Genomic DNA, 21,739 nt, shown 5'->3' on the forward strand with positions numbered 1-21,739 from the left:
GCAGTGCGGCGTGCCATCGTTCTGGCCGCCTGCGTCGCTGTGACGGCGGCGCTCGCGGCACCCGCTCAGGCGGGGCCCTCACCGACGGCCTCGGCCGGCGGAAAGGCCACGGAGTACGTCGTGCTCTACAAGGACGGCGTCTCCCCTGAGCAGGCGCACGCGGCGATCAAGGCCGCGGGCGGCACCATCGTCCGGGAGAACACGGCCGTGGGACTGGCCACGGTCCGCTCGACGCGCAGCGCGTTCGGCACCGACGCCCGGCGGCAGTCCGCCGTCGACGGGGTCGCGCGCAACCGGGCCGTCGGCGAGGCTCCCAAGATCACGCGCCGGGCGGCCGACAAGAACATCGCGGTCGAGAAGGAGGGACGTGACGGCGGAGGCCACGGCACCGCCGCGAAGAAGGTCAAGGGCGACCCCCTCGCCGGCAGCCAGTGGGACATGCAGAAGATCCACGCGACCGCCGACGGGTCCTACAAGGTGGAACCCGGTGACCGCCGAGTGCTGGTGGGGGTCATCGACACCGGCATCGACGGCAACCATCCCGACATCAAGGCGAACTTCGACCGGAGGCTCAGCCGCAACTTCACCACGGACATCCCGGTCGACGCCAACGGCGCCGAGGTCGACGGCCCCTGTGAACACCCCTCCTGCGTCGACCCGGTCGACGAGGACGACAACGAGCACGGCACGCACGTCGCCTCGACGATCGCCTCCCCGCTCAACGGGCTCGGCATCGCCGGCGTGGCGCCGGGCGTCACCCTCGTCAACGTACGGGCCGGGCAGGACTCGGGCTTCTTCTTCCTGCAGCCGGTCGTGGACGCGATCACGTACGCCGCGGACGCCGGCATCGACGTGGTCAACATGAGCTTCTACACCGACCCGTGGCTGTTCAACTGCCCGGACAACCCGGCCGACTCGCCGGAGTACCAGGCCGAGCAGCGTACGGTCATCGCCGCCACCGAACGCGCCCTGGCCTACGCCCACCGGCACGGCGTCACGATGGTCTCGGCGGCGGGCAACGGGGCGACCGACTACACCAAGACGATCATCGACACCTCGAGCCCGGACTACGTGGCCACGCCCGGCGAGGCCCCGTACAGCCGCACGATCCCGCCGAGCTGCGTCTCCGAGCCCAGCGAGGGCCAGAACGTCATCGCGGTCTCCTCGGTCGGCGTCAGCGGCCGTAAGGCGTACTACTCCGACTACGGCAACGGCTACGTGGACGTCGCCGCGCCCGGCGGTGACGTGTACGACACCGCCGACGGCAAGCGCGACGTCACCAAGGGCATCCTCGCGGCCTACCCCGAGTCGCTGGCCCGCGCCCGCGGTGAGCTGAACGCCGACGGCACGCCGAACGTCCCGTACGTCGTCCGCGACTGCAAGGGCACGACCTGCGCCTACTACCAGTACCTGCAGGGCACCTCGATGGCCTCCCCGCACGCCACCGGCGTCGCGGCGCTGATCGTCAGCCGGTACGGGCACCGCGACCCGAGGCACGGCGGCCTGACCCTGTCCCCGGACGTCGTCCAGCGGATCCTGCAGGGCACGGCCACCGAGCAGGCCTGCCCGTCGCCGAGCGCCTTCACGTACACGCGCTACGTGCTGCAGGCGGACGGCACGTACCAGAAGGTGACCGCCACCCACACCTGTGAGGGGTCGGCCGGCCACAACGGCTTCTTCGGCAGCGGCGTCGTGGACGCCCTGCACGCCGTGGGCCGCTGACGCCCCGCTTCGTGAGGCACGGCCCACCCGCACCGCGCGGATGGGCCGTGCCCGTCTCGGGCCGTGCTCGTCTTCGGCCGTGCGCGTCTGGGGCCGGGTCAGCGGGCCCGGAAGGCGGAGACCGGGGCGCTGTGCGGGATCACCGCCCGCTCGGTGAGCACGATGTAGCGGCTCCCGGCCGAGTAGAACAGCTCGTCGTCGTCATCGCCGGGGAAGCGGGGCACGCCGACGTAGGTCAGCCTGCCGTCGCGCAGGGACAGCGCCCACAGACCCGGCTTCCACGAGGTGCCGCCGAGGACGTGCACGAGTCCGGGCTCGGCCTGCAGCGCGGCGAAGTCGCCGACACCGGTCGACCAGCGCAGCCGGCCGTCGGCCAGGTCGTAGCCGACCAGGCGGTACTTGCCGCCCGGCAGCTGCGCCTTGGCCACCAGGAACCCGTCCTGCAGGACCAGGTGACGGGCGGGCGTGGCCCGGAACCCGTGGTCGCTCACGTCCAGCCGCCGCTGCCCGTCGTCGATCGGGATCGTCGCCCGCACCCGGCCCGTCTCGTCGAACGAGGCGATGACGCTGACGCCCCGCTGCCCGCCCTCCTGGACGGCGAAGACCGCGGGGTCCGCCGAGAGCGGCCGGATGTTCGCGGAGGTGCCCTGGATGGGCGCCTTGACCGTCCACCGGGCGCGCCCGGTGGCGGCGTCCAGGGCGCGGATCCGCGGCACCTGCTCGAAGCAGGAGACCGTCGTCAGGACCTGGTCGTGGCCGGCGGTGACGGTCGCCAGGCGGCAGCGGTCGGCCGCCTTGTCCTGCCAGAGGGGAGTGCCGTCCCGCAGGCGCAGCGCCATGACCGCCTGAGAGGTCTGCACGGCCGCCATGCCGTCCGTGACGGCGAGGACGTCCGAGCTGATCGACGACGAGATGCCGTCGGCGGGCACGCCGCGCTCCCACAGCGCGCGGCCGGTGTTCAGGTCGACGGCCGTCACCCGGCCGCACGGCTGCGTCTCGGCGCCGTGCGCGATCAGGCCGACGCCGTCGGCGGTCGTACGGCTCATCGCGCACAGGACGTCGCGTCCGGGCACGGTGTAGGTCCAGCGCACGGCGCCGGTGGCGACGTCGTAGCCGACCAGGCGGTCGAACCGGGCGCGGACCACCGTCGTTCCGGAGAGCCAGCCGCCGAGCCCCTCCGTCGTGGTCGGCCGGTCGGGCGGCGCCTGCCACACCGCGGCGAGCGTCCGGCCGTGCGACCAGCGGAAGACGGCCATTCCGGGGAGGACCCCCACGAGGGCGAGGACGATGACGCCGAGGCAGCCGAGCCGGCGGGAGCCCGCCCGCACGACGCAGAGCATCGCGGCCGGGACCACGACGAAGAGCGAGACGATCGAGACCGGCAGCATCCAGGCCGTCCCCCGGGGACACGGCCCGTACGAGATCCCATTGCGGTCCGTTCCGCACGATCCGCCGGCCTCGGTGCCCAGGGTCCAGAAGCTGGCGACCAGCATCGTGAGCACCGTCCCCAGCAGGACCGCGCCGATCACTCCGATGACGATCGGGAGAATCCGCCTGGGCGGCTTACGCGTCGGCTCCGGCGGCACGATCCGGAACCCGTTGTCCACGGACATCCCAGCGCTCCTCTTTCGCTTGCGGCTGGGATGGAACGGCCAGTCCGGAACAGCCGAAGCGTTGAACGATGAGACTCCCGAGAGGCGGATTCGGTTGCCGCCATCCGAGCGGTCGTCCACAACCTGTGGATGCCGAATGGCCGGGCGCTGAATAGGCTTTCCGCATGCCGTACCGCGTCACATTCGTCTGCACGGGCAACATCTGCCGCTCCCCGATGGCCGAGCACGTCTTCCGCCGGCACGTCGAAGAAGACGGCCTCGACGTGGAGGTCGACAGCTCCGGCACCGGACACTGGCACGTCGGCGACCCCGCCGACGAGCGCACGGTCGCGACGCTGCGCCGCGCCGGGTACACCTCCGCGCACCGGGCGCGGCAGTTCGAGGCCGCCTGGTTCGACCGGTACGACCTGATCATCGCACTGGACCAGGGACACCAGCGCGACCTGCGATACCTCGCCCCGGACGAGGAGGCCGCCGCGAAGATCCGGCTGCTGCGCGAGTTCGACCCGGATGCCGGGCACCTCGACGTCGCCGACCCGTACTACGGCCGCAACTCCGCCTTCGAGGAGGTGCGCGAGCAGATCGAGGCGGCCGTCCCCGGCCTGCTCGACCACGTGCGCGAGCAGCTCAAGAACGCCGGCTGACCCGTGGACCGGCTCCTCGGCACACCCGTCGCCGAGGTCACCGACCTGGGCACGAGCCACGAGTGGTCGCTGCGGCGGGCCACCCTCACCGACGGGCGACGGCTCTTCGTGAAGGAGGCCCGGCGGCGCATCGACGGGCTGTTCGCGGCCGAGGCGGCGGGGCTGCGCTGGCTGGCGGAGGGCTGGCGGCGGGTCGCGGGCGACGCGCAGGGTCCCGTTCCCGAGGTGCTGGCCGCCGACGAGACCACCCTCGTCCTGCCGTGGATCGGGGGGAGCGCGCCGACACCGGCGGCGGCCGAGCGGTTCGGGCGGGAGCTGGCCGTCCTGCACGGCGCGGGCGCGGAGTCGTACGGCGCGCCGTGGCGCGGCTACATCGCCGAGCTGCCGCTGGACAACACGGCCGGATCGTCCTGGCCGGAGTGGTACGCCGAGCGCCGCCTGCTGCCGTACGTCCGGATGGCGGTGGACCGGGGAGCGCTGTCGGCGGCCGACGCCGCGCTGGTCGAACGCGCCGCCGCCCGGATCCCGGACGTCGCCGGCCCCGCCGAGCCGCCCGCCCGGATCCACGGCGACCTGTGGTCCGGCAACGTCCTGTGGGACCGCGACCGGGCCTGGCTCATCGACCCGGCCGCGCACGCCGGGCACCGCGAGACCGACCTGGCGATGCTGGCGCTGTTCGGCGCGCCGCAGCTCGAACGGATCCTCGCCGCGTACGACGAGGCGGCGCCGCTCACCGCCGGGTGGCGGCAGCGGGTGCCGCTGCACCAGTTGCACCCGCTGCTCGTCCACGCCGTCCTCTACGGCCGGGCCTACCGTGGACAGGCCCTCGACGCCGCGCGATCCGTGCTGCGCGCCTGCTGAAGAGCCCGCACGGAATGGAATGCCGGGCTCCCGGCGCCCATTTCGCGCGGGCTCTGACCGTCAGCTCGGTAGCGTCCACTGCCGCCCGGGACCGCCGTCGCAGGCACCGAGCTGCAGCTGCGTGCCGTTGGCGCCGGTGTCGTCCGGGTCCGCGAGGCACTTGCCGGACTCCTTGTTCACCAGTGCCCTGCCCGACGCGTCGTACATCCACCGCTGTCCGCCGCCGGTGGCACCGCACTCCCACAGGCGCACCTTCGCGCCGTCCGCGGTGCCGTCGGCGTCCATGCACAGGCCGAATGCGGTGAGCGTGCCGTCGTCGTGCACGGTCCACTTCTGCGCGTTGGTCCCGTTGCAGACGTACATCTGGACGGGGTTGCCGTTGGCGGCCCTGCTCGACTGGACGTCGACGCACTTGCCCGCGATCGCCGAGGTGATCGGCCCGGTACGCGTCGCCGGGCCGCCGGTGCCGGCGTAGGACGGCGGGGCCGACGACGGCGCCGTGGCCCAGGACGTGCGGGCGGTCGTGCCGAGGTCGAGGTGGAGCGTGCCGCCCTTAAGGACGGCCGACGGCCGCAGGTACGCGTTGTTCCACGCCGTGCCGTTCCAGGTGGCGCCGTGGACGTACGGCGCATCCGGCGCGGCCTTCGGCGCGTCGATGGTGAGCTTCCGGCCGGTGCCGAGCGCGATGACGATCTTGGTGAACTCCGGGCTGCCCAGCGCCAGGTCGGCCGTGCCCGGAGTCTCGGGGTAGACGCCCATCGCCGCCCAGACGTACCAGGCGCTCATCGTGCCGAGGTCGTCGTTGCCCACGCCCCAGCCGGTGGGGGAGTCCGGCCACAGCTTGTCCCGTACGTCGCGGATGATCGCCTGGGTCTTCCACGGCTGCCCGACGTAGTCGTACTCCCACGGCAGCTCGATGCTCGGCTCGTTGCCGAGGTTCGCGTGGTCGCCGCCGCTTCCGTCGTACGCGGCGAGCACGTGGTCCAGGTAGGCGATCATCGCGGCGTTCCCGCCTTTGGCGTCGGCGAAACCGCGCACGTTGAACGGAACCATGCCGGTGTACTGCCAGGATGTTCCCTCGGTCATGTTGCTCTTCGACGCGGGGTTGAATCCGCTCGTCCAGGAGCCGCTGGCGGTGCGGGGCTGCATGAAGCCGCTCGTGGTGTTGAGGAGGTTCTTCCAGTCCTGGGCACGGGTGACGAACCTCGTCTGCGTGGCCTTGTCGCCGAGCGCGCCGGCGAACGCGCCGATGGCGAAGTCGGCGGTGTTGTACTCCAGGGTCGTCGAGACCGAGCCGTTGTAGTTGCAGCAGCCGTACACGCCGTTGCTGGGCGTGTACCCGATGCTCTCGAGGTAGTTCAGCCCCGGCCGGATCTTGCTGGCGACCGTCGCACCATGGACCATCGCGTTCTTCGCCGCCGCCGTGTCGAAGTGCCGGGCGCCGAAGGCGTACAGGTCGGCGATGATCGGGTCGATGGGGTCGCCGATCATTGTGTACGTCTCGCCGTTGGCCTGGGACCACTTCGGCAGCTGGCCGCTCTGCGCGTAGTCGTTCACCGCCGACTGGGCGATGTCGCTCGCCTGATCCGGCGCGATCATGCCGAGGAGCTGCGCCTGCGCGCGGTAGATGTCCCAGCCCGAGTAGTTGGCGTACTGGGCGTGGCCGTGGGCGACCCGGTGCACGGCGTTGTCGAAGCCCATGTAACGGCCGTCGGCGTCGCTCATGACGTTCGGGTGCAGGAGCGCGTGGTAGAGGGCGGTGTAGAAGACGTGCCGCTGCGCGAGCGTGCCGCCGGCCACACGGATGCGGCCGAGGGCGGCGTTCCAGGCCGTACGGGCGGCGGCCCGTACGTGCTCGAAACTCGGCGTGCGGACCTCGGCGTCCCGGTTGGCCTGGGCCTCGGCGTCGGAGGTGAACGAGAGGCCGACCCGGGCGGTCACCACCGGGTTCTTGGTCGTGTCGAACGTCAGGTATGCCCCGTTCGGGTCGGTCAGCGGGGCGGCCTGCGGCCGCTGCGGGCCGTGCGGGTGCGGGCTGTTCGGTGCGTCGCCCTCCTCGGCCGAGGCGGCCTGCGACGTCATCCGCGCGGCCGAGGTGGCGGTGAGGGACTTCGCGCCCGGCCGCAGCGTCGTGGCCTGCCACGTACCGGCCGCGAACGGGCGGTCGAAGGTGACGGCGAAGTGGACGGTGTAGCGGTTGCCCTGGCCGCAGAAGTTCCCGCTGGTCACCGACCCGACGACGGCCCGGTCACCGACGACCTTCCAGGTGTCGGCGAAAGTGCCGTTCTGGCTGCCGGTCAGCTTGAACAGCAGGTTCGCCCGGGTGGTGGCCGGAAAGGTGAACCGGCCGATCCCGCCGCGGGTCGTCGTGGTCAGCTCCGTCCGTACGCCGTTGCCCAGCTTGACCGAGTAGGAGCCGGGCGAGACGGACTCATCGTCATGAGAGAAGGACGCGCTCGCCGAGCCGGCGTCGGTGACGGCGCCGACGGTCGGCATGATCGGGACGTCGCCGTACGCCTTGCAGCCCGGCCCGGCCATGTGGGTGAGGCTGAACCCCGTGATCGTCGAGCCGGTGTAGGAGTAACCGCCGCCGTACGGCCGCGGGTTCGTGTCGGGGCTCCACTGCACCATTCCGAACGGCACGTCGGCGCCGGGGAAGTCGTCGGCCGCGTTCGTGGTGCCGAGCAGGGGATTGACCAGCGAAGCCGGGTTCGTGACGAGGGACGCGGCGTCCGCCCGTACGGGCGTCAGCAGTGCGCCCAGGACGGCGGCGACCGCCACGAGCAGTGTGAGGGAGCGGGGCGCTCTCGGTGGATCGACGGGGCGGGGGAGGGCCATACGGGTCGCCCTTCACGGAGGAGGCTGATCACGGCAACGTTGCCCGGATCACGTCTACGCCCCGTCCGATGGGGCGGTCAATGATCTTGTCAGAAGTCGGCCATCCGTGTGATCTCGCTCACGACGGAGGCATACCGGTTGCGCGTAGTCTGACGGGCAGGTCGACCCCCCGGCGGACGGAGCGAGGCATGGGCATGATGATGGCCGTCAGCTTCACGCGGTACGGACGTCTCTACTACCTCGACCCGGGGCCGTACTCGCCGAAGGTCGGCGACAAGGTGCTCGTCCCCACCGAGGCCGGTGCCGAGGTCGCCGAGTGCATCTGGGCCCCGCAGTACGTCTCGGAGGACGTCGAGCTGCCGGTCTGCGCGGGCATCGCCGGGGAGGAGCACCTGGCCCGCGACGAGGAGAACCGCCGACGACGCGTGGATGCGCGCTCCGTCGCCAAGCGGCTGATCCGCAAGCACGACCTCCCGATGAAGGTCATCGGCGTCGACTACCTCGACCAGGACAACGTCTACAAGATCTACTTCACCGCGCCGCACCGCGTCGACTTCCGCGCGCTCGTCCGCGACCTCGCCCGCGCGATGAAGGCCCGCGTCGAACTGCGCCAGGTCGGCCCGCGTGACGAGGCGCGCCTGCAGGGCGGCATCGGCCCGTGCGGCCGCGACCTGTGCTGCGCCACCTTCCTCAAGGACTTCGAACCGGTGTCGGTGCGCATGGCCAAGGAGCAGGACCTCCCGGTCAACCCGCTGCGCATCGCCGGCGCCTGCGGGCGGCTCATGTGCTGCCTGAAGTACGAGCACCCGCTGTACGTCGAGGCGCACAACCGCATGCCCCGGCTCGGCGCGCGGGTACAGACCGAGTCCGGCCCCGGACAGGTCGTCGGCCGCAACGTGCCCTCCGACACGGTCGCCGTACGGCTCGACGGCGGCGGCCGCTGCGCCTGCCCGTCCGCGTCGGTCTGCTCACCCCGCAAACAGCACGACCAGCGCTATGGCGACACTCTGGGATGACTCGCCAGTACGCTGAGTAGCGAAAACGGGGGTAGATCCGCGTAGGCTGCCAGCGAACCCAATGGCGACGAGAACGGTGACGGCGTGAAGAAGTTCCGTACGGTCTCCGTGCTGGCGGCGGCCGCGATCGTGGTGACGGCCTGCACGGACGCTCCGAAGTCCACCGCGTCGGCCCCCACTCCCAGCGGCAGCACGCCGGTCTACGCCCAGCACATCTCCTGGCGCGACTGCGGCAACGGCTTCCAGTGCGGCAGCATCCACGTCCCGCTCGACTACGCCCACCCGACCGGCCGCCTTCTCACGCTCCCCGTGATCCGGCTGCCCGCCGAGGGCGGCCAGCGCAGGGGATCGCTCGTGCTCAACCCCGGCGGCCCCGGCGGCTCCGGCGTCGAGTTCGCCCGCGGCTCCGCCCGCTCGTTCGGCCCCGACCTGCGCCGCAACTTCGACATCGTCGGCTTCGACCCGCGCGGCGTCGGCCAGAGTCGCCCACCGGTCCGCTGCCTGACCGGCAAGCAGCTCGACAAGTTCTTCGAAACCGACACCTCGCCCACCGACCAGGCCCAGCTCAACGGTCTCGTCGACGTCAGCAAGATGTGGGCCGACGAGTGCAAGACCCGCATCCCCACGCTGCTCCCGTACGTCGGCACCGCCAACGCCGCCCACGACATGGACGTCCTGCGCGCCGCCCTCGGCGACAAGGGCCTCACCTACTACGGCGCCTCGTACGGCACCTACCTCGGCGCGTACTACGCCCAGGAGTTCCCCAAGCACGTCCGCGCCCTCGTCCTCGACGGCGCCATCGACCCGAAGCTCGGCGCCGACGAGATCAACATCGAGCAGGCCAAGGGCTTCGACACCGCCACCAGGTCCTTCGCCGCCGACTGCGTCAAGACCAAGGACTGCCCGCTCGGCACCGGCAGCACCGACGCGGCCCTCGACCGGCTGAGCCAGCTCTTCGAGCAGACCAGGCAGAAACCGCTCCACAACGGCCTGGGCGACGGCCGCACCGTCAACAACTCCATGGTCGAACTCGGCGTCGCCGCCGCGCTCTACAACAAGCAGACCTGGCCGGTGTTGAAACTGGCCCTGCGCAGCGCCATCGACCAGAACGACGGCACCACCCTCCTCCGCCTCGGCGACCTCCTCATCGAGCGCAACAAGGACGGCAGCTACTCCAACCAGACCGAGGCCAACATGGCCATCAACTGCATCGACAAGCCGTATGACCGCGACCTGGCAGCCTGGCAGAACCAGGCCGACCGCGCGAAGAAGGCCGCTCCGCTCTTCGGCCAGTTCGTCGTCTGGGGCACCCTGCCGTGCGGCTACTGGCCCGTCCAGGACAACACCAAGCCTGTCGCCTTCACCGCCAACGGCGCGAAGCCCATCCTGGTCGTCGGCACCACCCGCGACCCGGCCACCCCGTATAAGTGGGCTCAGGGCCTGGCGTCGCAGCTGAAGTCCGGCGTCCTGCTCAGCCTCGACGGCGACGGCCACACCGCCTACCTCCAGGGCAACCCGTGCATCACCACCGCCGTGGACCGCTACCTGGTCACCGGGACCCCACCGCGGAAGAACACCATGTGCCGCTGATATGGGTGTACGAGGAGCCTGGAGAACCCGGTAGACTCTCTGCGTCACACCACGTGTGGCAGGCCGCCTTAGCTCAGTCGGCAGAGCGATTCACTCGTAATGAATAGGTCGTCGGTTCGATTCCGACAGGCGGCTCCCGTGTTGACCTGGGCGTCTCTCCTTGGGAGAGGCGCCCAGGCTCGTTTTGTTTCATTTTTGGTCTCATACACCGCTCCCCGCGCGGTCGACATGCGCCGGCGTTGCTAGGGCCGGCATCAGGGCCGCGCCACGAGCGTCGCCGGGTCTCTGTTCCGGCCGTGCTCGCGTCCATGCGGTCGCCGTCGTGGCGGCGATGTCGGCGACGGCGGTGCTCCTGCCGGGCCGATCGTGGTGGTTGGCCCGCTCGCCGGACTCCTCCAGGCCCCCGAGGTAGTGATCCGCCGACCGCTCTCATGCTCGCCCTGAGCGTGCGCTCTTGCCGACGGGAGTGTGCGGCGGACGGCGTCGGCCACCCGGTGTGTTCGGGCTTCATTTGGGCCCGTCGGCCGGGGCTGGGCTGTGGGGCAGGCCCCGGGTGTCACTGCGGGTCGGGCTCAGGGGCGGTGGTCGTCTGGTGGTCGGTCGTGGGGTGCGGTGATTCGTCGATCGGGAATTGGATCAGGCTCATCAGGCGGGGGCTGCGGCCGGGTTCCGGCCGGTTGTGCGTCCGGGCAGCGACGACGGCGCGGAACTCGCCGATCATCTCGGTGAGCTCGTCCTGGCTGAGCCAGAGGATGCCCTGTCGGTAGCCCACCAGGTCGGCGTACGGGTCGGCGCCGGGACGGTCGAGGTAGGCGTTGAACTCCGCGTGCAGGGCGGCCATGGCCGCGGCGAACCCGTGGCGGTGGTCGTCCAGTGACATCGAGGCGCCCGCCTCCGCGTCGATCATTGCCCGGTCCCGACGCAGGCGGTAGCGACGCTCCACCGCGCCTCGTACGCGCTGCTCGCCGACGACCTCAAGCACTCCACCGTCGGCCAGCAGGCCGACATGTCGGTACAGGGTGGTCTTCGGGACCTCGGGCAGGCTCGCACACAGATCGGCGGTGGAGCGCACACGACCGCCGGACAGGGCGTAGACGATGCGCAGCCGTACCGGGTGCAGGAGCAGATCTAGCGTGTCCACCGCCGAATTATCCCACGTTCGGTACCATTCCCAATATTGGGAACATTCGAGGGAGGCGTACGAATGACCGAGGGCACCTCCACGGCGACGGCCGGGCTGAGCGGCCAGGCGGTGATGCCGCTGCGCACGCTGGATCCGTCCGGGCCGCTGGACGATCTGGAGTGGCTGGATGAGGCGATCGGCGACGCGCGGGTGGTGGCGATCGGGGAGAGCGCGCACTACAACGGCGAGACTTACCGACTCCGCCACCGCCTGCTGCGCTACCTGGTCGAGCGGCACGGGTTCGGTGCGTACGCAATGGAGTCGGGATTCGCCGAAGGATGGCGGACCGACGCGTGGGTACGGGGTGGTGAGGACGATCTCAGCCAGGTCCTGGCGAACGGCATGACCTCGCTGATGGGACTGTGGACCCAGATGCGCGCCCACCTGGAGTGGATGCGGCACCACAACCGGACCGCCGCACGGCCGGTCGGCTTCTACGGCGCCGACCTGTCCGGCTCCAACACATCCCTGCTGCCGAGCCTGGACGCCGTCATCGCCTACCTGGCGCAGGCCGATCCCGAGTACCAGGTGGATCCGAGCATCCGGGAGACGGCCGCCGTCTTCGCCGCGTCATCGGCGTTCTCCATCCCCACGGCCATCGGCGCCTATGCACAGCTCGTGGCCCAGGCCAAGGACGCGCTGACCGCGGGCCTGGCCGAACTGACCGTGCGCATGACCGGACGCCGTCTCGAGTACACCCGGCGGACCACGGCCGGCGCGTACGAGCGGGCACTGCGCTCGCTGCACCTCACGATCACCATCGACGCGCTCGCCCGCGCGATGGCCCGCGGCGACCGGCCGACGGTGATGTTCGACCGCGGCGCCGCGATCGCGGACAACCTCGAGTGGATCCTGCGCCGCGAAGACCGAATCGTACTGGCCGCCCACAACGGCCACATCCAGCGCTGGCCCTTCCCCCTGCCCGGGGTACCGGAGGCGGCGACACCTGCGGGCATGCACCTGGCCGACCGGCTCGGCGAGGACTACCTCGTCATCGGTACGACCACGGGAACCGGCCAAACCCTCAACACCGAGGCCGACTTCTACACCGGCACGCTCTTCACGCAGATGGGGCCGCCGGAGCCCGGCACTCTCGACGCGCTCATGGCCGCCAGTCACGACGGGCCCTTCGCGACCGACCTTCGGCGGCTGTCACCGGCTGACGCCGACGCCGTCCGCGCCGCCGCCCGGCAACGTTTCGGCGCCTTCCACGTCGACCTGAACCCACTCGACGCCTACGATCTCATCGTCCACCTCCCCAACGTCACGGCGGCCGAACCCGACCGGGCCGCCCTCGCCTGCTCCCCCGACGACGTACAAGAGACGTTCTCGCGCTGGAACCCGCGGTGAAAACCAGGTCGACACCCGGAATCACGAACACCCTCTTCTGCCGCGATGATCGTAGAGCCGTCTCAAACGTGGTCTCATTCAGAGGTGCGTCAGGCGGGATCCGTACCCGTCCGCCGAGGTACGCCACATACCGTCTGAGCTGGCTGGGCGTACCTCAGTGGACGTTGCCGAACGGTTCTTACCGGAGCTCGTAATGAATAGGTCATCGGTTCGATTCCGATAGGCGGCTCCCAGGTCAGAGGCCCCTTCCGATCATCGGAAGGGGCCTTTTGCAACGCGTTTGCTAACAGCGGCTCCTACGCCGCCTTGATCGCCTTTGCGAACACGTCCGCCGCAGCCGTCTCGGCCGAGCGGACGACGTGCGCGTAGACCCGGAGTGTGATCGCCGGGTCAGCGTGCCCCAGCCGGGCCGTGACGACATGGACGGGGACGCCCGCCAGGAGAAGCGTCGTCGCGTGGATGTGCCGAAGGTCGTGCAGCCGCGCGTACGGCAGCGGTTCGGCCGGCGGCCTTCCCCCCTTGGGGTGGTTGTAGGCGTTGATCAGCATGCGGGGAGCGCGGTCACGGTGTCGGGCCGCTCTTGGTCGTCCCTTCCGCTCACCGTCGACCACACCCGCCGGCCCGGTAATGGTGATCTGCTTGCCGTCGAGGTCGACGTCAGACCAGCGCAGGTTGAGCAGTTCACCGCGCCGCGCCCCCGCGTACGGCAGGTCATCGAGGCGGCTCATAACGATGAACGCGTCATCGCCGCCGTGAGCAGCAACTTCCGCGAAGCCGTCGCGTTACCTCACGGCCGCCGGCCTTGCACCGATGTCCACCGCCATCATCGGCCGCACCGATCCAGACCTCCGGCTGCTCAAACCCGAATGGGAGCGACGGCGAAGGCCATGCGGAGCCTGGCGGCCCAATGAGCAGCCGGGCAGCTCATTGGGCCATTCGTTGCCGGCTGGACCCTGATCTGTCCTGTCGGCTGTTGGCTCCGGTGGAGTGGTCAGGTCCGGGATCCGGCTTGTTGTGCGTCCTGCGGTGTTGGCGCCTTCTGTCCGTCGCAGCCGTTGTCGATCCGGCCGGTGGTGAAGTAGGCCACCACGTCTGCGGCGCATTCGGGCACGTATGTGGCTGATATGTGGACGTCGTCGTCGACGGTGTAGACCTTGCCGCCGATGGCGGCCTGCATCTGCAGGGTCCACTTGTAGGCGGACATGATGTCGTAACGGTGCCCGGACAACACCAGCGACCCGCCAGTGCGGTGTACCCGGGTCTGTTGTACGGGCAGCGGCCAGCCGGCGCATCCGGCGCCGAAGTAGAAGGCCGTTACCGGGTAGCGCTTGAGGCGCTGCTGGTAGGCGGTCCAGGCGGCGGAGAAGCCGCTCCGGCTCTGATCTTCGTTGCAGATGGTCGCCCGGTTCATCGTCATGTTCATCATCTCGGGTGCGCCGGGGACGGGCTTGGGCGGTTCGGCGCCGAGAATCTCTTTGACGGTAGGCGGTGCTTGGGGGCTGGTCGCGTCCCGCAGCTCGGCGAGCGCTCGGCCGGCCTGCGGCCAGTGAGGTGAGGTCATGCCGGCCAGTTGGGCGACCGAGGAGCCGTCGATGGGTCTGTTCAGGTCGGTGAACGTCTTGGGGTTGGCGTCGTAGTCGTGGCGCAGCTTCAAGACCGTGGCCCGCACCTGCTGCGCGGTGGCGCCCAGGCCGTACGTCGTGTGGTAGCGCGCGAGCCACGCCGCCATACGGGCGAAGTCACGCTCTGTGGCCTCGGCGACTCCCTCGTCATGCTCGGCGAAGCTGGTATATGGCGGCGCCGGGCTGTCCAGGAAGACGCGCCCCGTACGGCCGGGGAAGAGGCTGCGGTACACCGCGCCGAGCCAGGTGCCCCACGAGAAGCCGAGGATGTTGAGCCTGCGCTCGCCGATTGCGGCCCGCACCCGATCCAGGTCCCGGGCCACGTTCGCGGTGGTGAGCTGCCCGAGGAAGGCCGGATCGGACCGCCCGCAGGCGGCGTTGTCGGCCGCCGTCGCCTCGTAGATCCGCTCGGCCGACGCCTTGGTCAGCGGTCCGGGTCCCGCATTGGGAGGAGGCGTACCCGCGCAGTTGGTCTTGGTGCTGTAGTTCACCCCACGGGGATCGAAGCCGATGAGGTCGTACCGGTCGTTGAGCTGGGCGATCACCTTGTTCCTGAGCGTCATCCTGATGGGGTCGAGATATCCGCTGCCGCCGGGCCCGCCCGGGGCCATCGCCAGCGCGCCGAGCCGGTGTTCGGTGTCCACGGCGCCCAGCCGGGTGACCGCGATACTGATCTTCCGGCCCTTCGGATGGCGGTAGTCCAGTGGGACGCTGATCGTCCCGCACTCCAGGCGCTTCATCTGCGCGCGGAACTGCGGTATCTGCTCGTTGGGGGTACCCAGGCTCGCGATCGCCTCATCGGAATAGGTGGGGCAGGGCTTCCAGTCGACAGTCGAACCCGACCGACTCGCCGCAGCGGCGGCCGGCACGGCGTTGCTCAGTGCCGCACTGCCCAGCGTCAGAACGACGCAGGCCAGACCACCCATGCCCCCGACTCTCGCACGTCTCATAAAAGAACCTTTTCCTCGTGGGAAACACGAATGCCGAGCAGACTGCCAAGGAGCCGGTCACAGCAACGTCACAGAATCGGTCACCGCCTCGTTCACGGCGCACGCCGGTCCCGCCATTGGTCTCATTCACCGCTCTCCCGGGCGGTCGGCATGCGCCGGCGTTGCTAGGCCGGGCGTCAGGGCGGCGCCACGAGCGTCGCCGGGTCTCTGTTCCGGCCGTGCTCGCTCCATGCGGTCGCGGTCGTGGCGGCGGTATCGGCCCGGCGGTGCTCCCGCCGGGCCGATCGCGGTAGCCGGCCCGCCCGCCGGACTTGCGCCACCGGCGTAGTGATCCGCCGACCGCTCTCATGCTCGCTCTGAGCGTGTGCTCTTGCCGAAGAGAGGTTGACGCTATGCGGCGTTGAGCGCATGCAGGAGGCGCCGTTCGTCGTGGTCGGAAAGCCCCGCGCGGCGTGGTCGTTCCGGGTCTCTGGTCAGTTCCCATGCAAGGGTGTCTGCGAGTGTCTCGGCGAGCGGCCGCGAAACCAGGCCCGCGGTTCTGGCCGCACTGCCGTCTCGAGAGCTGAAACCGGCGTACTCGGGCAGAGGCAGCCACAGAGGCAGGGAGCGTTCGCCCATCCACGGCGCGACGTCGTGGGCGAGCAGCCACTCTTGGTCGACCGACACTACCGAGCCGCGGTGGTCGGCCACCTCACGCGCTACCGCCAGGTGCTCGGGCAGGGCGAGCGTCTCGCCGACGACGTTGAAGACCCCGCTCAGGCAGTCCTCGCCGGCTTCGATGAGCCACGTCGCCGCATCGCGAACATCGACCACCTGCGTCATCAGGTCAGGCGCGTCCGGCACCAGCACACTGCCATCGTCGGCAGCCGGTCGGGCGAACCGCAGCGGCCAGTAGCCCGTACGGTCGAAGATGTCTCCTGGACCGCCGATAAGCCCGACGCGGGCGATGAGCGAACGGTCAGGGCCGAAAGCGTTCAACACGCGTCGCTCGCACGCGACCTTCGCCTGCCCGTACGTTTCCATGGTCTCCATGACGTCCCCGGCAAGCGCTGGGAGCAGGGCGGCGCCTTCGTCATCTCCGGGTCTGAAGTAATCGGCGTACACGTTCACCGACGAGACGAAAATGAATGATCCGGCGCAGCCGGCGAGAGCCGCGGTCGCGCGTTCGACCTGCCCCGGTTGACGGGATACGTCGACCACCACATCCCAATCGGTGCGCACGACTTCGCTGTAAGCATCGGGGCCGTCTCGGTCGGCGCGCTTGAACTCCGCGCCGCGCGGAACGGTCCCGGACTCCCCACGAGCCAGGCAGGTGACGTGGTGTCCACGTTCCAATGCCATCGTCGTGATGTAACCGCCGAGCCAGGCCGTGCCGCCGAGAACGAGGAGTCGCATGCGAACAGTCGAGTCCGTCCGACAGGGTTTCCGGAAGGCGGTTCGCAGAGGGCGTAGCGCCGCATCGGAGTCGCTTACGCGGGGTGGGCGACGAGGCCGGCTGCCGCGGCCACCCGCTCAACGGCTTCGACCGTCCAGGCACCGTCAACGATCATGACGATGTGGTCGATCCCCAACTCGGCGAAGGCCGCGCAGCGCTCAGCGACCGCTGTCGGGGTTTCGTCGGCCTCCAGGCGGCTGCTTATCGTCTTTTCGATCTCACCGAACGGACGGCCGACGGCCTGACAATGCCCGGCGAGCACATCGAGCTTGCGTCGCAGGAGGTCCCCCCGCCCGGGAATGTCGAACAGATTGCAGGCATCGGCATAGGCCGCCACCAGACGTAGCGTCTTCTTCTCACCGGCGCCTCCCACCACGATCGGCGGATGCGGACGGCACAACGAGTTCGGCCGGTTCGTGGGATGCTCCAGCCGGTAGTGCACGCCCTCGAACGGGGCTTCCACACCCGCCCACATCTGCCGGGCCAGCCGTAGCGTCTCCTCCAGCCGCTCGAACCGTTCCTTGGTCGGCGGTAGCGGCAGTCCCATCGCCTGCGCCTCCGTCTCGTTGTAGCCGGCGCCGATCCCGAACCATGCCCGGCCACCCGACAGCACGTCGAGGCTGGTGACGGCCTTGATCAGCAGGCTCGGTGGACGGAAGGTCACCGCTGTGACCATGGCGCCGAGGCGGACACGCTCGGTCCGGGCCGCCAGGAACCCCAGGGGGGTGTAGGCCTCGAGCATGTCGTCGCCTGCTGTGTCATACGGATTGGCCTGGATCAGGTGATCTCCCACCCAGATGAGTCCTCCGCGGAGACGGACCACGTCATTCCAGTAGAGCGGAGGCGGCGACGGCTGCGCTGGTGAAGGGGTCCTCAATGGCGCGCATGCCGGCGGTCACGACGGCTCCCTCATGGAGCAGCATGATGTGCTCACCGACCTGTCGGGGATCGGCAACGCCGGCTGCGGCGGCCAGATCGGTGAAGAGGGCCAGCATCCAGCGCTTCTGTCCCATGATCACGGGGTACGCCGGGTGCGCGGGGTCGCTGATTTCGGCGTGCGCGTTGATCATGCTGCACCCTTTCCGTCCTCGCTCCCGCGCCCATGCTGCCGAAGCGTTGAAGACGGCGGCGACCTGGCCGCGCGGGGACGGGTCGGCCGGGACCAAGTGGCCGTCGAGGAACCTGCGCCACTGGCTGTCGCGCTCCGTCAGGTACTCCACGACCAGGCGCTCCTTGGACCCGAACCGGTCGTACAGCGTCTTCTTGGTGACTCCGGCGCGTTTGGCGATGACATCGACTCCGACGGCATGGATGCCGCGCTCGTAGAACAGGTCAGAGGCGGCCTGGAGTACAGCGTGCGCCTTGGGGGTCCAGTCGATGGCCTCGCTCATGACACCCAGGATACCGCCATCGATATACCGATCTGTATAGTCGTGCCGCATGGGTAAACAGATCGGTATACCTAACGCGCTGCGGGCATGGTCGACGAGCGTTCTCGCGGCCTTGTTCGTGCTCTGCTGGTCCTCGGGGTTCGTCGGCGCGAAGCTCGGCGCCGCCGAGGCTCCGGTCACCACGATCCTGATGTGGCGGTTCCTGCCGCTGGCGGTTCTCCTCCTCGCCGCCGTGCTGACACGACGCAGGCGAGGATCCCCACCGCCCTCGGGCGGCGACGTGGCACGCCACGTGCTCATCGGTCTGCTCTCGCAGTCCGGGTACCTGCTCACCGTCTACTGGGCTATCGGTCTCGGGGTGAGCACGGGCACCACCGCCCTCATCGACGGAGTGCAGCCACTCGTCGCGGCCGCGCTCGTAGGCCCGCTACTCGGCGTCGCAGTGGCGGGGCGTCAGTGGGCAGGGCTGGTGCTCGGACTCGTCGGCGCGATCCTCGTCAGCTGGACCGACGCCTCCCTGCCCGCGACTCAGGCCCCCAGGTGGGCCTATCTGGTCCCCTTCGTCGGCATGCTCAGCCTCATCGCGTCCACGATCCTCGAACGCCGCGCCAACATACTCACCCCACCCTTGCAGGCGTTGGCGATCCACTGCACCACCTCGGCCATCGTGTTCACCGTCCTCGCCGTCGCCACTGGGACCGCCACCCCGCCTTCCTCGCCCTCGTTCTGGATCGCCATGGCGTGGCTGATCCTGCTCGCGACCTTCGGCGGCTACGGCCTCTACTGGTTCTTGGTCCAGCGCATCGGTGTCACTCCGGTCAACAGCCTGATGTTCTTCATCGCACCCGTCACTTCCATCTGGGGTGCCGTGATGTTCGGGGAGCCCCTCACCCTTGTCACCTCGGTCGGGCTCACGCTCGCGCTCGTCGCGGCACTGATCGCCCGTAGCGCACCACGCCTCGCAGCAGACCGGAAGGCATCGGAACCTTCACCGAATGCACCAAAGCCGTGCCCACGACGCTGCGCGGCCATCCGGCGGCGAGGTCCTGGTTGAGGCTGTGAACGCACTCTTCAACCACGAAGATCATAGAGCCGTCTCAAATGCCCCTTCCGATCACTTGGGTTCTAGTGGTCGTTGCAACACCTCTGTTGAGGGGATGCGATGGCCTTTGAGATCCGGGAGAACCGGGGACGATGTCATGGTCCTCGAAGGGGCGTACTCGCGTCCATGTGGGCGGTCTTCGTCCGCCTAGGTGTCCTGCGGCCATGGCTCGGTGGCGCGGTGATAGCGGTCGGCGAGTGCACGTACGAGTTCGACGAGTTCCGCCGGCTCCGTCACGGTGAAGTCGACGCCGAGCAGGCCGAGGTGAACCGCGAGTGCCTCCACGCTGCCCGCGCCGGTGTCCAGCAGGCAGTGGGTGTCGTCGACCGGCGTGATCGTGCCGATGGCGGCGTTGATCCGTTCGGCGAGTTGTTCGGCCGGTACGTGGATGACGACCTGGGCCCGGTATCGCCAGGCGGCCGACGACGCGCCGCGGCGTACCTGGTCGATGGCCTCCTCGGGGAGATCGCGGGGGGTGAATCGGGGCCCCGCCGGGGTGCGTGGGTGGAGCCGATCCACGCGGAACGTCCGCCAGTCGGCCCGCTCGACGTCGAACGCGACGAGGTACCACCGTCGTCCCCAGTTGACCAGCCGGTATGGTTCCACGTCGCGCCGGCTCTGGGAGCCGTCGTGGCTTCGGTAGTCGAATCGCTGGCGCTCGTGATCCCGGCAGGCGGCGGCGAGGGCGCTCAGCGTGTCCGCGTCCACCCGCGGGCCCGAGTCGTCCCGGGGTACCGCGACGGCGTACCGCTGGAGGGCGTTGACACGGCGCCGGAGCCGGGCCGGTAGCACCTGCTCCAGTTTGGTCAGCGCGCGCAGCGAGGTCTCCTCGACTCCCGTGATCGTGCCCCCGGCGGCGGTGCGCAGCCCGATCGCCACCGCGACCGCCTCTTCATCGTCGAGCAGCAGCGGCGGCAGCGCGGCCCCGGCACCGAGCCGGTAGCCGCCCACCGCGCCTCGGTTGCCGTGCACCGGATAGCCGAGGTTTCGCAGGCGTTCGACGTCGTTGCGGATGGTGCGGGTGCTGACCGACAGCCGTTCGGCCAGTTCGGCGCCCGTCCACTCGCGGGGCGTCTGGAGCAGCGAGAGCAGGCGCAGCAGCCGCGCCGAGGTTTCCAGCATTCTTCAAGTCTGCCAGGTCATTAGGAACGGGCCTTACCTAATTGGCTCCTACGCTGATGACCATGACGAACGACAGCACGATCGCCCCGTTCCGGATCGACATCCCCCAGTCCGAGCTCGACGATCTCCAGCAGAGGCTGGCCCGGACCCGGTGGGCGGAGGAGCTGCCCGCGAGCGAGTCGGCGCCGGCCGGTCCGGTGCCGCCCGGGTGGGAGTACGGCGTCCCGGTCGGCTACGTCAAGCAGCTGGTCGAGCGGTGGCGCACCGGGTACGACTGGCGGGCCTGGGAGGCGAAGCTGAACGCGTACCCGCAGTTCACCACTGAGATCGACGGCCAGAACATCCACTTCCTGCACGTGCCGTCGCCGGAGCCGGACGCGACGCCGCTGATCCTGACCCACGGCTGGCCGACCTCGGTGGTCGAGTGGCTGGACGTGATCGGCCCCCTCACCGACCCGCGGGCCCACGGCGGCGACCCGGCGGACGCGTTCCACCTGGTCATTCCGTCGGTGCCGGGCTTCGGCCTCTCCGGGCCGACCCGGGAGCGCGGCTGGGACCGGTACCGGGTGGCCCGGGCCTGGGCCGAGCTCATGGGCCGACTCGGATACGCCCGGTACGGCGCGGCCGGCAACGACGGCGGATCGCTGATCTCGCCCGAGGTGGGCCGGATCGATCCCGAGCACGTCTGCGGCGTGCACGTGACGCAGGTCTTCTCGTTCCCCTCGGGCGACCCCACGGAGCTGGCCGGTCTCTCCGAGGAGGAGCGCGGCAAGCTCGCGTTCGCCGAGTGGTTCACCCAGAACCGGGGCGCGTACGACAAGCTCCAGTCCGCCGAGCCGCAGAATCTGGCGCACGCGCTGGCCGACTCCCCGACCGGGCTGCTGGGCTGGCACGCGCAGCTGCTCGGCGCTCTCGACCCGGATCACGTGCTCACGAACGTGATGATCTACTGGCTGACCAACACGGCCGCTTCAGCCGCCCGGTTCTACTACGAGGACGCGGCGGCGGCCCCTGCACAGCAGAAGTCGAACGGCCGGGGCACCTCCGTTCCCGAGCCGACCACCGTGCCCCTCGGCCTGGCTAATTTCGCCTGGGACTTCCAGTCGATCCGGACGTTCGCCGACCGGGACCACAAGAACATCCTCTCCTGGAACGTCTATGACCGGGGCAGCCACTTCGCCGCGCACGACGCTCCCGATCTGCTCGTCCACGACATGCGGCAGTTCTTCCGCAAGGTTCGCTGATTCGCCGCCGGTCGTCGGCGGACCCCTCAGACCCTCATGTCCTCGCGAAAGGAAAC

Annotated in this window: 17 protein-coding genes and 1 tRNA gene; 9 read left to right on the top strand and 9 right to left on the bottom strand. The window is 69.9% G+C overall.

The features are described from left to right. Positions 1-3: 3 nt before the first annotated feature. Complete coding sequence (locus ABD978_RS09315) at positions 4-1,722, top strand: S8 family peptidase (RefSeq protein WP_345351590.1); 1,719 nt, start codon at positions 4-6, stop codon at positions 1,720-1,722. Between the two features lie 98 nt (positions 1,723-1,820). Here ABD978_RS09315 and ABD978_RS09320 read toward each other — a convergent pair whose 3' ends face one another. Beyond that, on the bottom strand, positions 1,821-3,335 hold the full coding sequence (locus tag ABD978_RS09320) for an outer membrane protein assembly factor BamB family protein (protein WP_345351593.1): 1,515 nt from the start codon (positions 3,333-3,335) through the stop codon (positions 1,821-1,823). Positions 3,336-3,499: 164 nt separating this feature from the next. Between ABD978_RS09320 and ABD978_RS09325 the strand changes: the two genes are divergently transcribed. Both ABD978_RS09325 and ABD978_RS09330 read left to right on the top strand, forming a co-directional pair. Next, complete coding sequence (locus ABD978_RS09325; RefSeq protein ID WP_345351596.1) at positions 3,500-3,979, top strand: low molecular weight protein-tyrosine-phosphatase; 480 nt, start codon at positions 3,500-3,502, stop codon at positions 3,977-3,979. Between the two features lie 3 nt (positions 3,980-3,982). Further along, complete coding sequence (locus ABD978_RS09330) at positions 3,983-4,840, top strand: fructosamine kinase family protein (RefSeq protein ID WP_345351599.1); 858 nt, start codon at positions 3,983-3,985, stop codon at positions 4,838-4,840. Positions 4,841-4,900: 60 nt separating this feature from the next. Here ABD978_RS09330 and ABD978_RS09335 read toward each other — a convergent pair whose 3' ends face one another. Further along, positions 4,901-7,678 (bottom strand): lectin, encoded by a 2,778-nt coding sequence (locus tag ABD978_RS09335; RefSeq protein ID WP_345351602.1) that lies wholly within the window; start codon positions 7,676-7,678, stop codon positions 4,901-4,903. A gap of 188 nt (positions 7,679-7,866) precedes the next feature. On the opposite strand from ABD978_RS09335, the gene ABD978_RS09340 reads away from it, so the two are divergent. The 3 genes from ABD978_RS09340 (at position 7,867) to ABD978_RS09350 (ending at position 10,419) form a co-directional block, all read left to right on the top strand. After that, complete coding sequence (locus ABD978_RS09340; protein WP_345351605.1) at positions 7,867-8,694, top strand: PSP1 domain-containing protein; 828 nt, start codon at positions 7,867-7,869, stop codon at positions 8,692-8,694. Positions 8,695-8,778: 84 nt separating this feature from the next. After that, entirely contained in the window at positions 8,779-10,284 is a 1,506-nt protein-coding gene (locus ABD978_RS09345; protein ID WP_345351608.1) for an alpha/beta hydrolase, read from the top strand. A 62-nt stretch (positions 10,285-10,346) separates the two neighbouring features. Next, positions 10,347-10,419: transfer RNA gene (locus ABD978_RS09350), tRNA-Thr, on the top strand. Between the two features lie 421 nt (positions 10,420-10,840). Here the strand turns inward: ABD978_RS09350 and ABD978_RS09355 are convergent. Next, on the bottom strand, positions 10,841-11,425 hold the full coding sequence (locus ABD978_RS09355; protein ID WP_345351611.1) for a helix-turn-helix domain-containing protein: 585 nt from the start codon (positions 11,423-11,425) through the stop codon (positions 10,841-10,843). Positions 11,426-11,488: 63 nt separating this feature from the next. Here ABD978_RS09355 and ABD978_RS09360 point away from each other — a divergent pair, with 63 nt between their 5' ends. Beyond that, complete coding sequence (locus tag ABD978_RS09360) at positions 11,489-12,817, top strand: erythromycin esterase family protein (RefSeq protein ID WP_345351614.1); 1,329 nt, start codon at positions 11,489-11,491, stop codon at positions 12,815-12,817. A gap of 296 nt (positions 12,818-13,113) precedes the next feature. Here the strand turns inward: ABD978_RS09360 and ABD978_RS09365 are convergent, their stop codons facing one another. The 5 genes from ABD978_RS09365 to ABD978_RS09385 form a co-directional block, all read right to left on the bottom strand. Then, on the bottom strand, positions 13,114-13,545 hold the full coding sequence (locus ABD978_RS09365) for a site-specific integrase (RefSeq protein WP_345351617.1): 432 nt from the start codon (positions 13,543-13,545) through the stop codon (positions 13,114-13,116). A gap of 263 nt (positions 13,546-13,808) precedes the next feature. Beyond that, entirely contained in the window at positions 13,809-15,389 is a 1,581-nt protein-coding gene (locus ABD978_RS09370; RefSeq protein WP_345351620.1) for an alpha/beta fold hydrolase, read from the bottom strand. A 390-nt stretch (positions 15,390-15,779) separates the two neighbouring features. Beyond that, positions 15,780-16,784, bottom strand: a complete 1,005-nt coding sequence (locus ABD978_RS09375) for an NAD-dependent epimerase/dehydratase family protein (RefSeq protein ID WP_345351623.1) — start codon at positions 16,782-16,784, stop codon at positions 15,780-15,782. A 74-nt stretch (positions 16,785-16,858) separates the two neighbouring features. Then, complete coding sequence (locus ABD978_RS09380) at positions 16,859-17,617, bottom strand: TIGR03560 family F420-dependent LLM class oxidoreductase (RefSeq protein ID WP_345351626.1); 759 nt, start codon at positions 17,615-17,617, stop codon at positions 16,859-16,861. A gap of 31 nt (positions 17,618-17,648) precedes the next feature. Beyond that, the gene (locus ABD978_RS09385) at positions 17,649-18,215 is read right to left on the bottom strand and encodes a TetR/AcrR family transcriptional regulator (protein WP_345351629.1); all 567 of its coding nucleotides are present in this window, start codon (positions 18,213-18,215) and stop codon (positions 17,649-17,651) included. Between the two features lie 49 nt (positions 18,216-18,264). Between ABD978_RS09385 and ABD978_RS09390 the strand changes: the two genes are divergently transcribed. Beyond that, positions 18,265-19,269: a DMT family transporter gene (locus tag ABD978_RS09390; RefSeq protein WP_345351632.1), complete on the top strand. Its 1,005-nt coding sequence runs from the start codon at positions 18,265-18,267 to the stop codon at positions 19,267-19,269. A 195-nt stretch (positions 19,270-19,464) separates the two neighbouring features. On the opposite strand, the gene ABD978_RS09395 is transcribed toward ABD978_RS09390, so the two are convergent. Then, a complete protein-coding gene (locus ABD978_RS09395) occupies positions 19,465-20,439 on the bottom strand; it encodes a helix-turn-helix transcriptional regulator (protein WP_345351635.1) in 975 nt (324 codons plus the stop codon). Positions 20,440-20,495: 56 nt separating this feature from the next. Between ABD978_RS09395 and ABD978_RS09400 the strand changes: the two genes are divergently transcribed. Next, positions 20,496-21,683, top strand: coding sequence for an epoxide hydrolase family protein (locus ABD978_RS09400; RefSeq protein ID WP_345351638.1), 1,188 nt, complete (start codon positions 20,496-20,498; stop codon positions 21,681-21,683). The last annotated feature ends 56 nt before the right edge of the window (positions 21,684-21,739 follow it).

It is taken from the genome of Actinoallomurus liliacearum (assembly GCF_039542035.1).
Lineage (GTDB): Bacteria > Actinomycetota > Actinomycetes > Streptosporangiales > Streptosporangiaceae > Actinoallomurus > Actinoallomurus liliacearum.

What these genes read in the sequence shown, in the direction of transcription:
- ABD978_RS09370 (WP_345351620.1), bottom strand. Translation starts at nt 15,389, where the DNA reads ATGAGACGTGCGAGAGTCGGGGGCATGGGTGGTCTGGCCTGCGTCGTT.
- ABD978_RS09340 (WP_345351605.1), top strand. Translation starts at nt 7,867, where the DNA reads ATGGGCATGATGATGGCCGTCAGCTTCACGCGGTACGGACGTCTCTAC.
- ABD978_RS09390 (WP_345351632.1), top strand. Translation starts at nt 18,265, where the DNA reads ATGGGTAAACAGATCGGTATACCTAACGCGCTGCGGGCATGGTCGACG.
- ABD978_RS09335 (WP_345351602.1), bottom strand. Translation starts at nt 7,678, where the DNA reads ATGGCCCTCCCCCGCCCCGTCGATCCACCGAGAGCGCCCCGCTCCCTC.
- ABD978_RS09360 (WP_345351614.1), top strand. Translation starts at nt 11,489, where the DNA reads ATGACCGAGGGCACCTCCACGGCGACGGCCGGGCTGAGCGGCCAGGCG.
- ABD978_RS09320 (WP_345351593.1), bottom strand. Translation starts at nt 3,335, where the DNA reads ATGTCCGTGGACAACGGGTTCCGGATCGTGCCGCCGGAGCCGACGCGT.
- ABD978_RS09325 (WP_345351596.1), top strand. Translation starts at nt 3,500, where the DNA reads ATGCCGTACCGCGTCACATTCGTCTGCACGGGCAACATCTGCCGCTCC.
- ABD978_RS09385 (WP_345351629.1), bottom strand. Translation starts at nt 18,215, where the DNA reads ATGAGCGAGGCCATCGACTGGACCCCCAAGGCGCACGCTGTACTCCAG.
- ABD978_RS09400 (WP_345351638.1), top strand. Translation starts at nt 20,496, where the DNA reads ATGACCATGACGAACGACAGCACGATCGCCCCGTTCCGGATCGACATC.
- ABD978_RS09375 (WP_345351623.1), bottom strand. Translation starts at nt 16,784, where the DNA reads ATGCGACTCCTCGTTCTCGGCGGCACGGCCTGGCTCGGCGGTTACATC.
- ABD978_RS09365 (WP_345351617.1), bottom strand. Translation starts at nt 13,545, where the DNA reads ATGAGCCGCCTCGATGACCTGCCGTACGCGGGGGCGCGGCGCGGTGAA.
- ABD978_RS09395 (WP_345351635.1), bottom strand. Translation starts at nt 20,439, where the DNA reads ATGCTGGAAACCTCGGCGCGGCTGCTGCGCCTGCTCTCGCTGCTCCAG.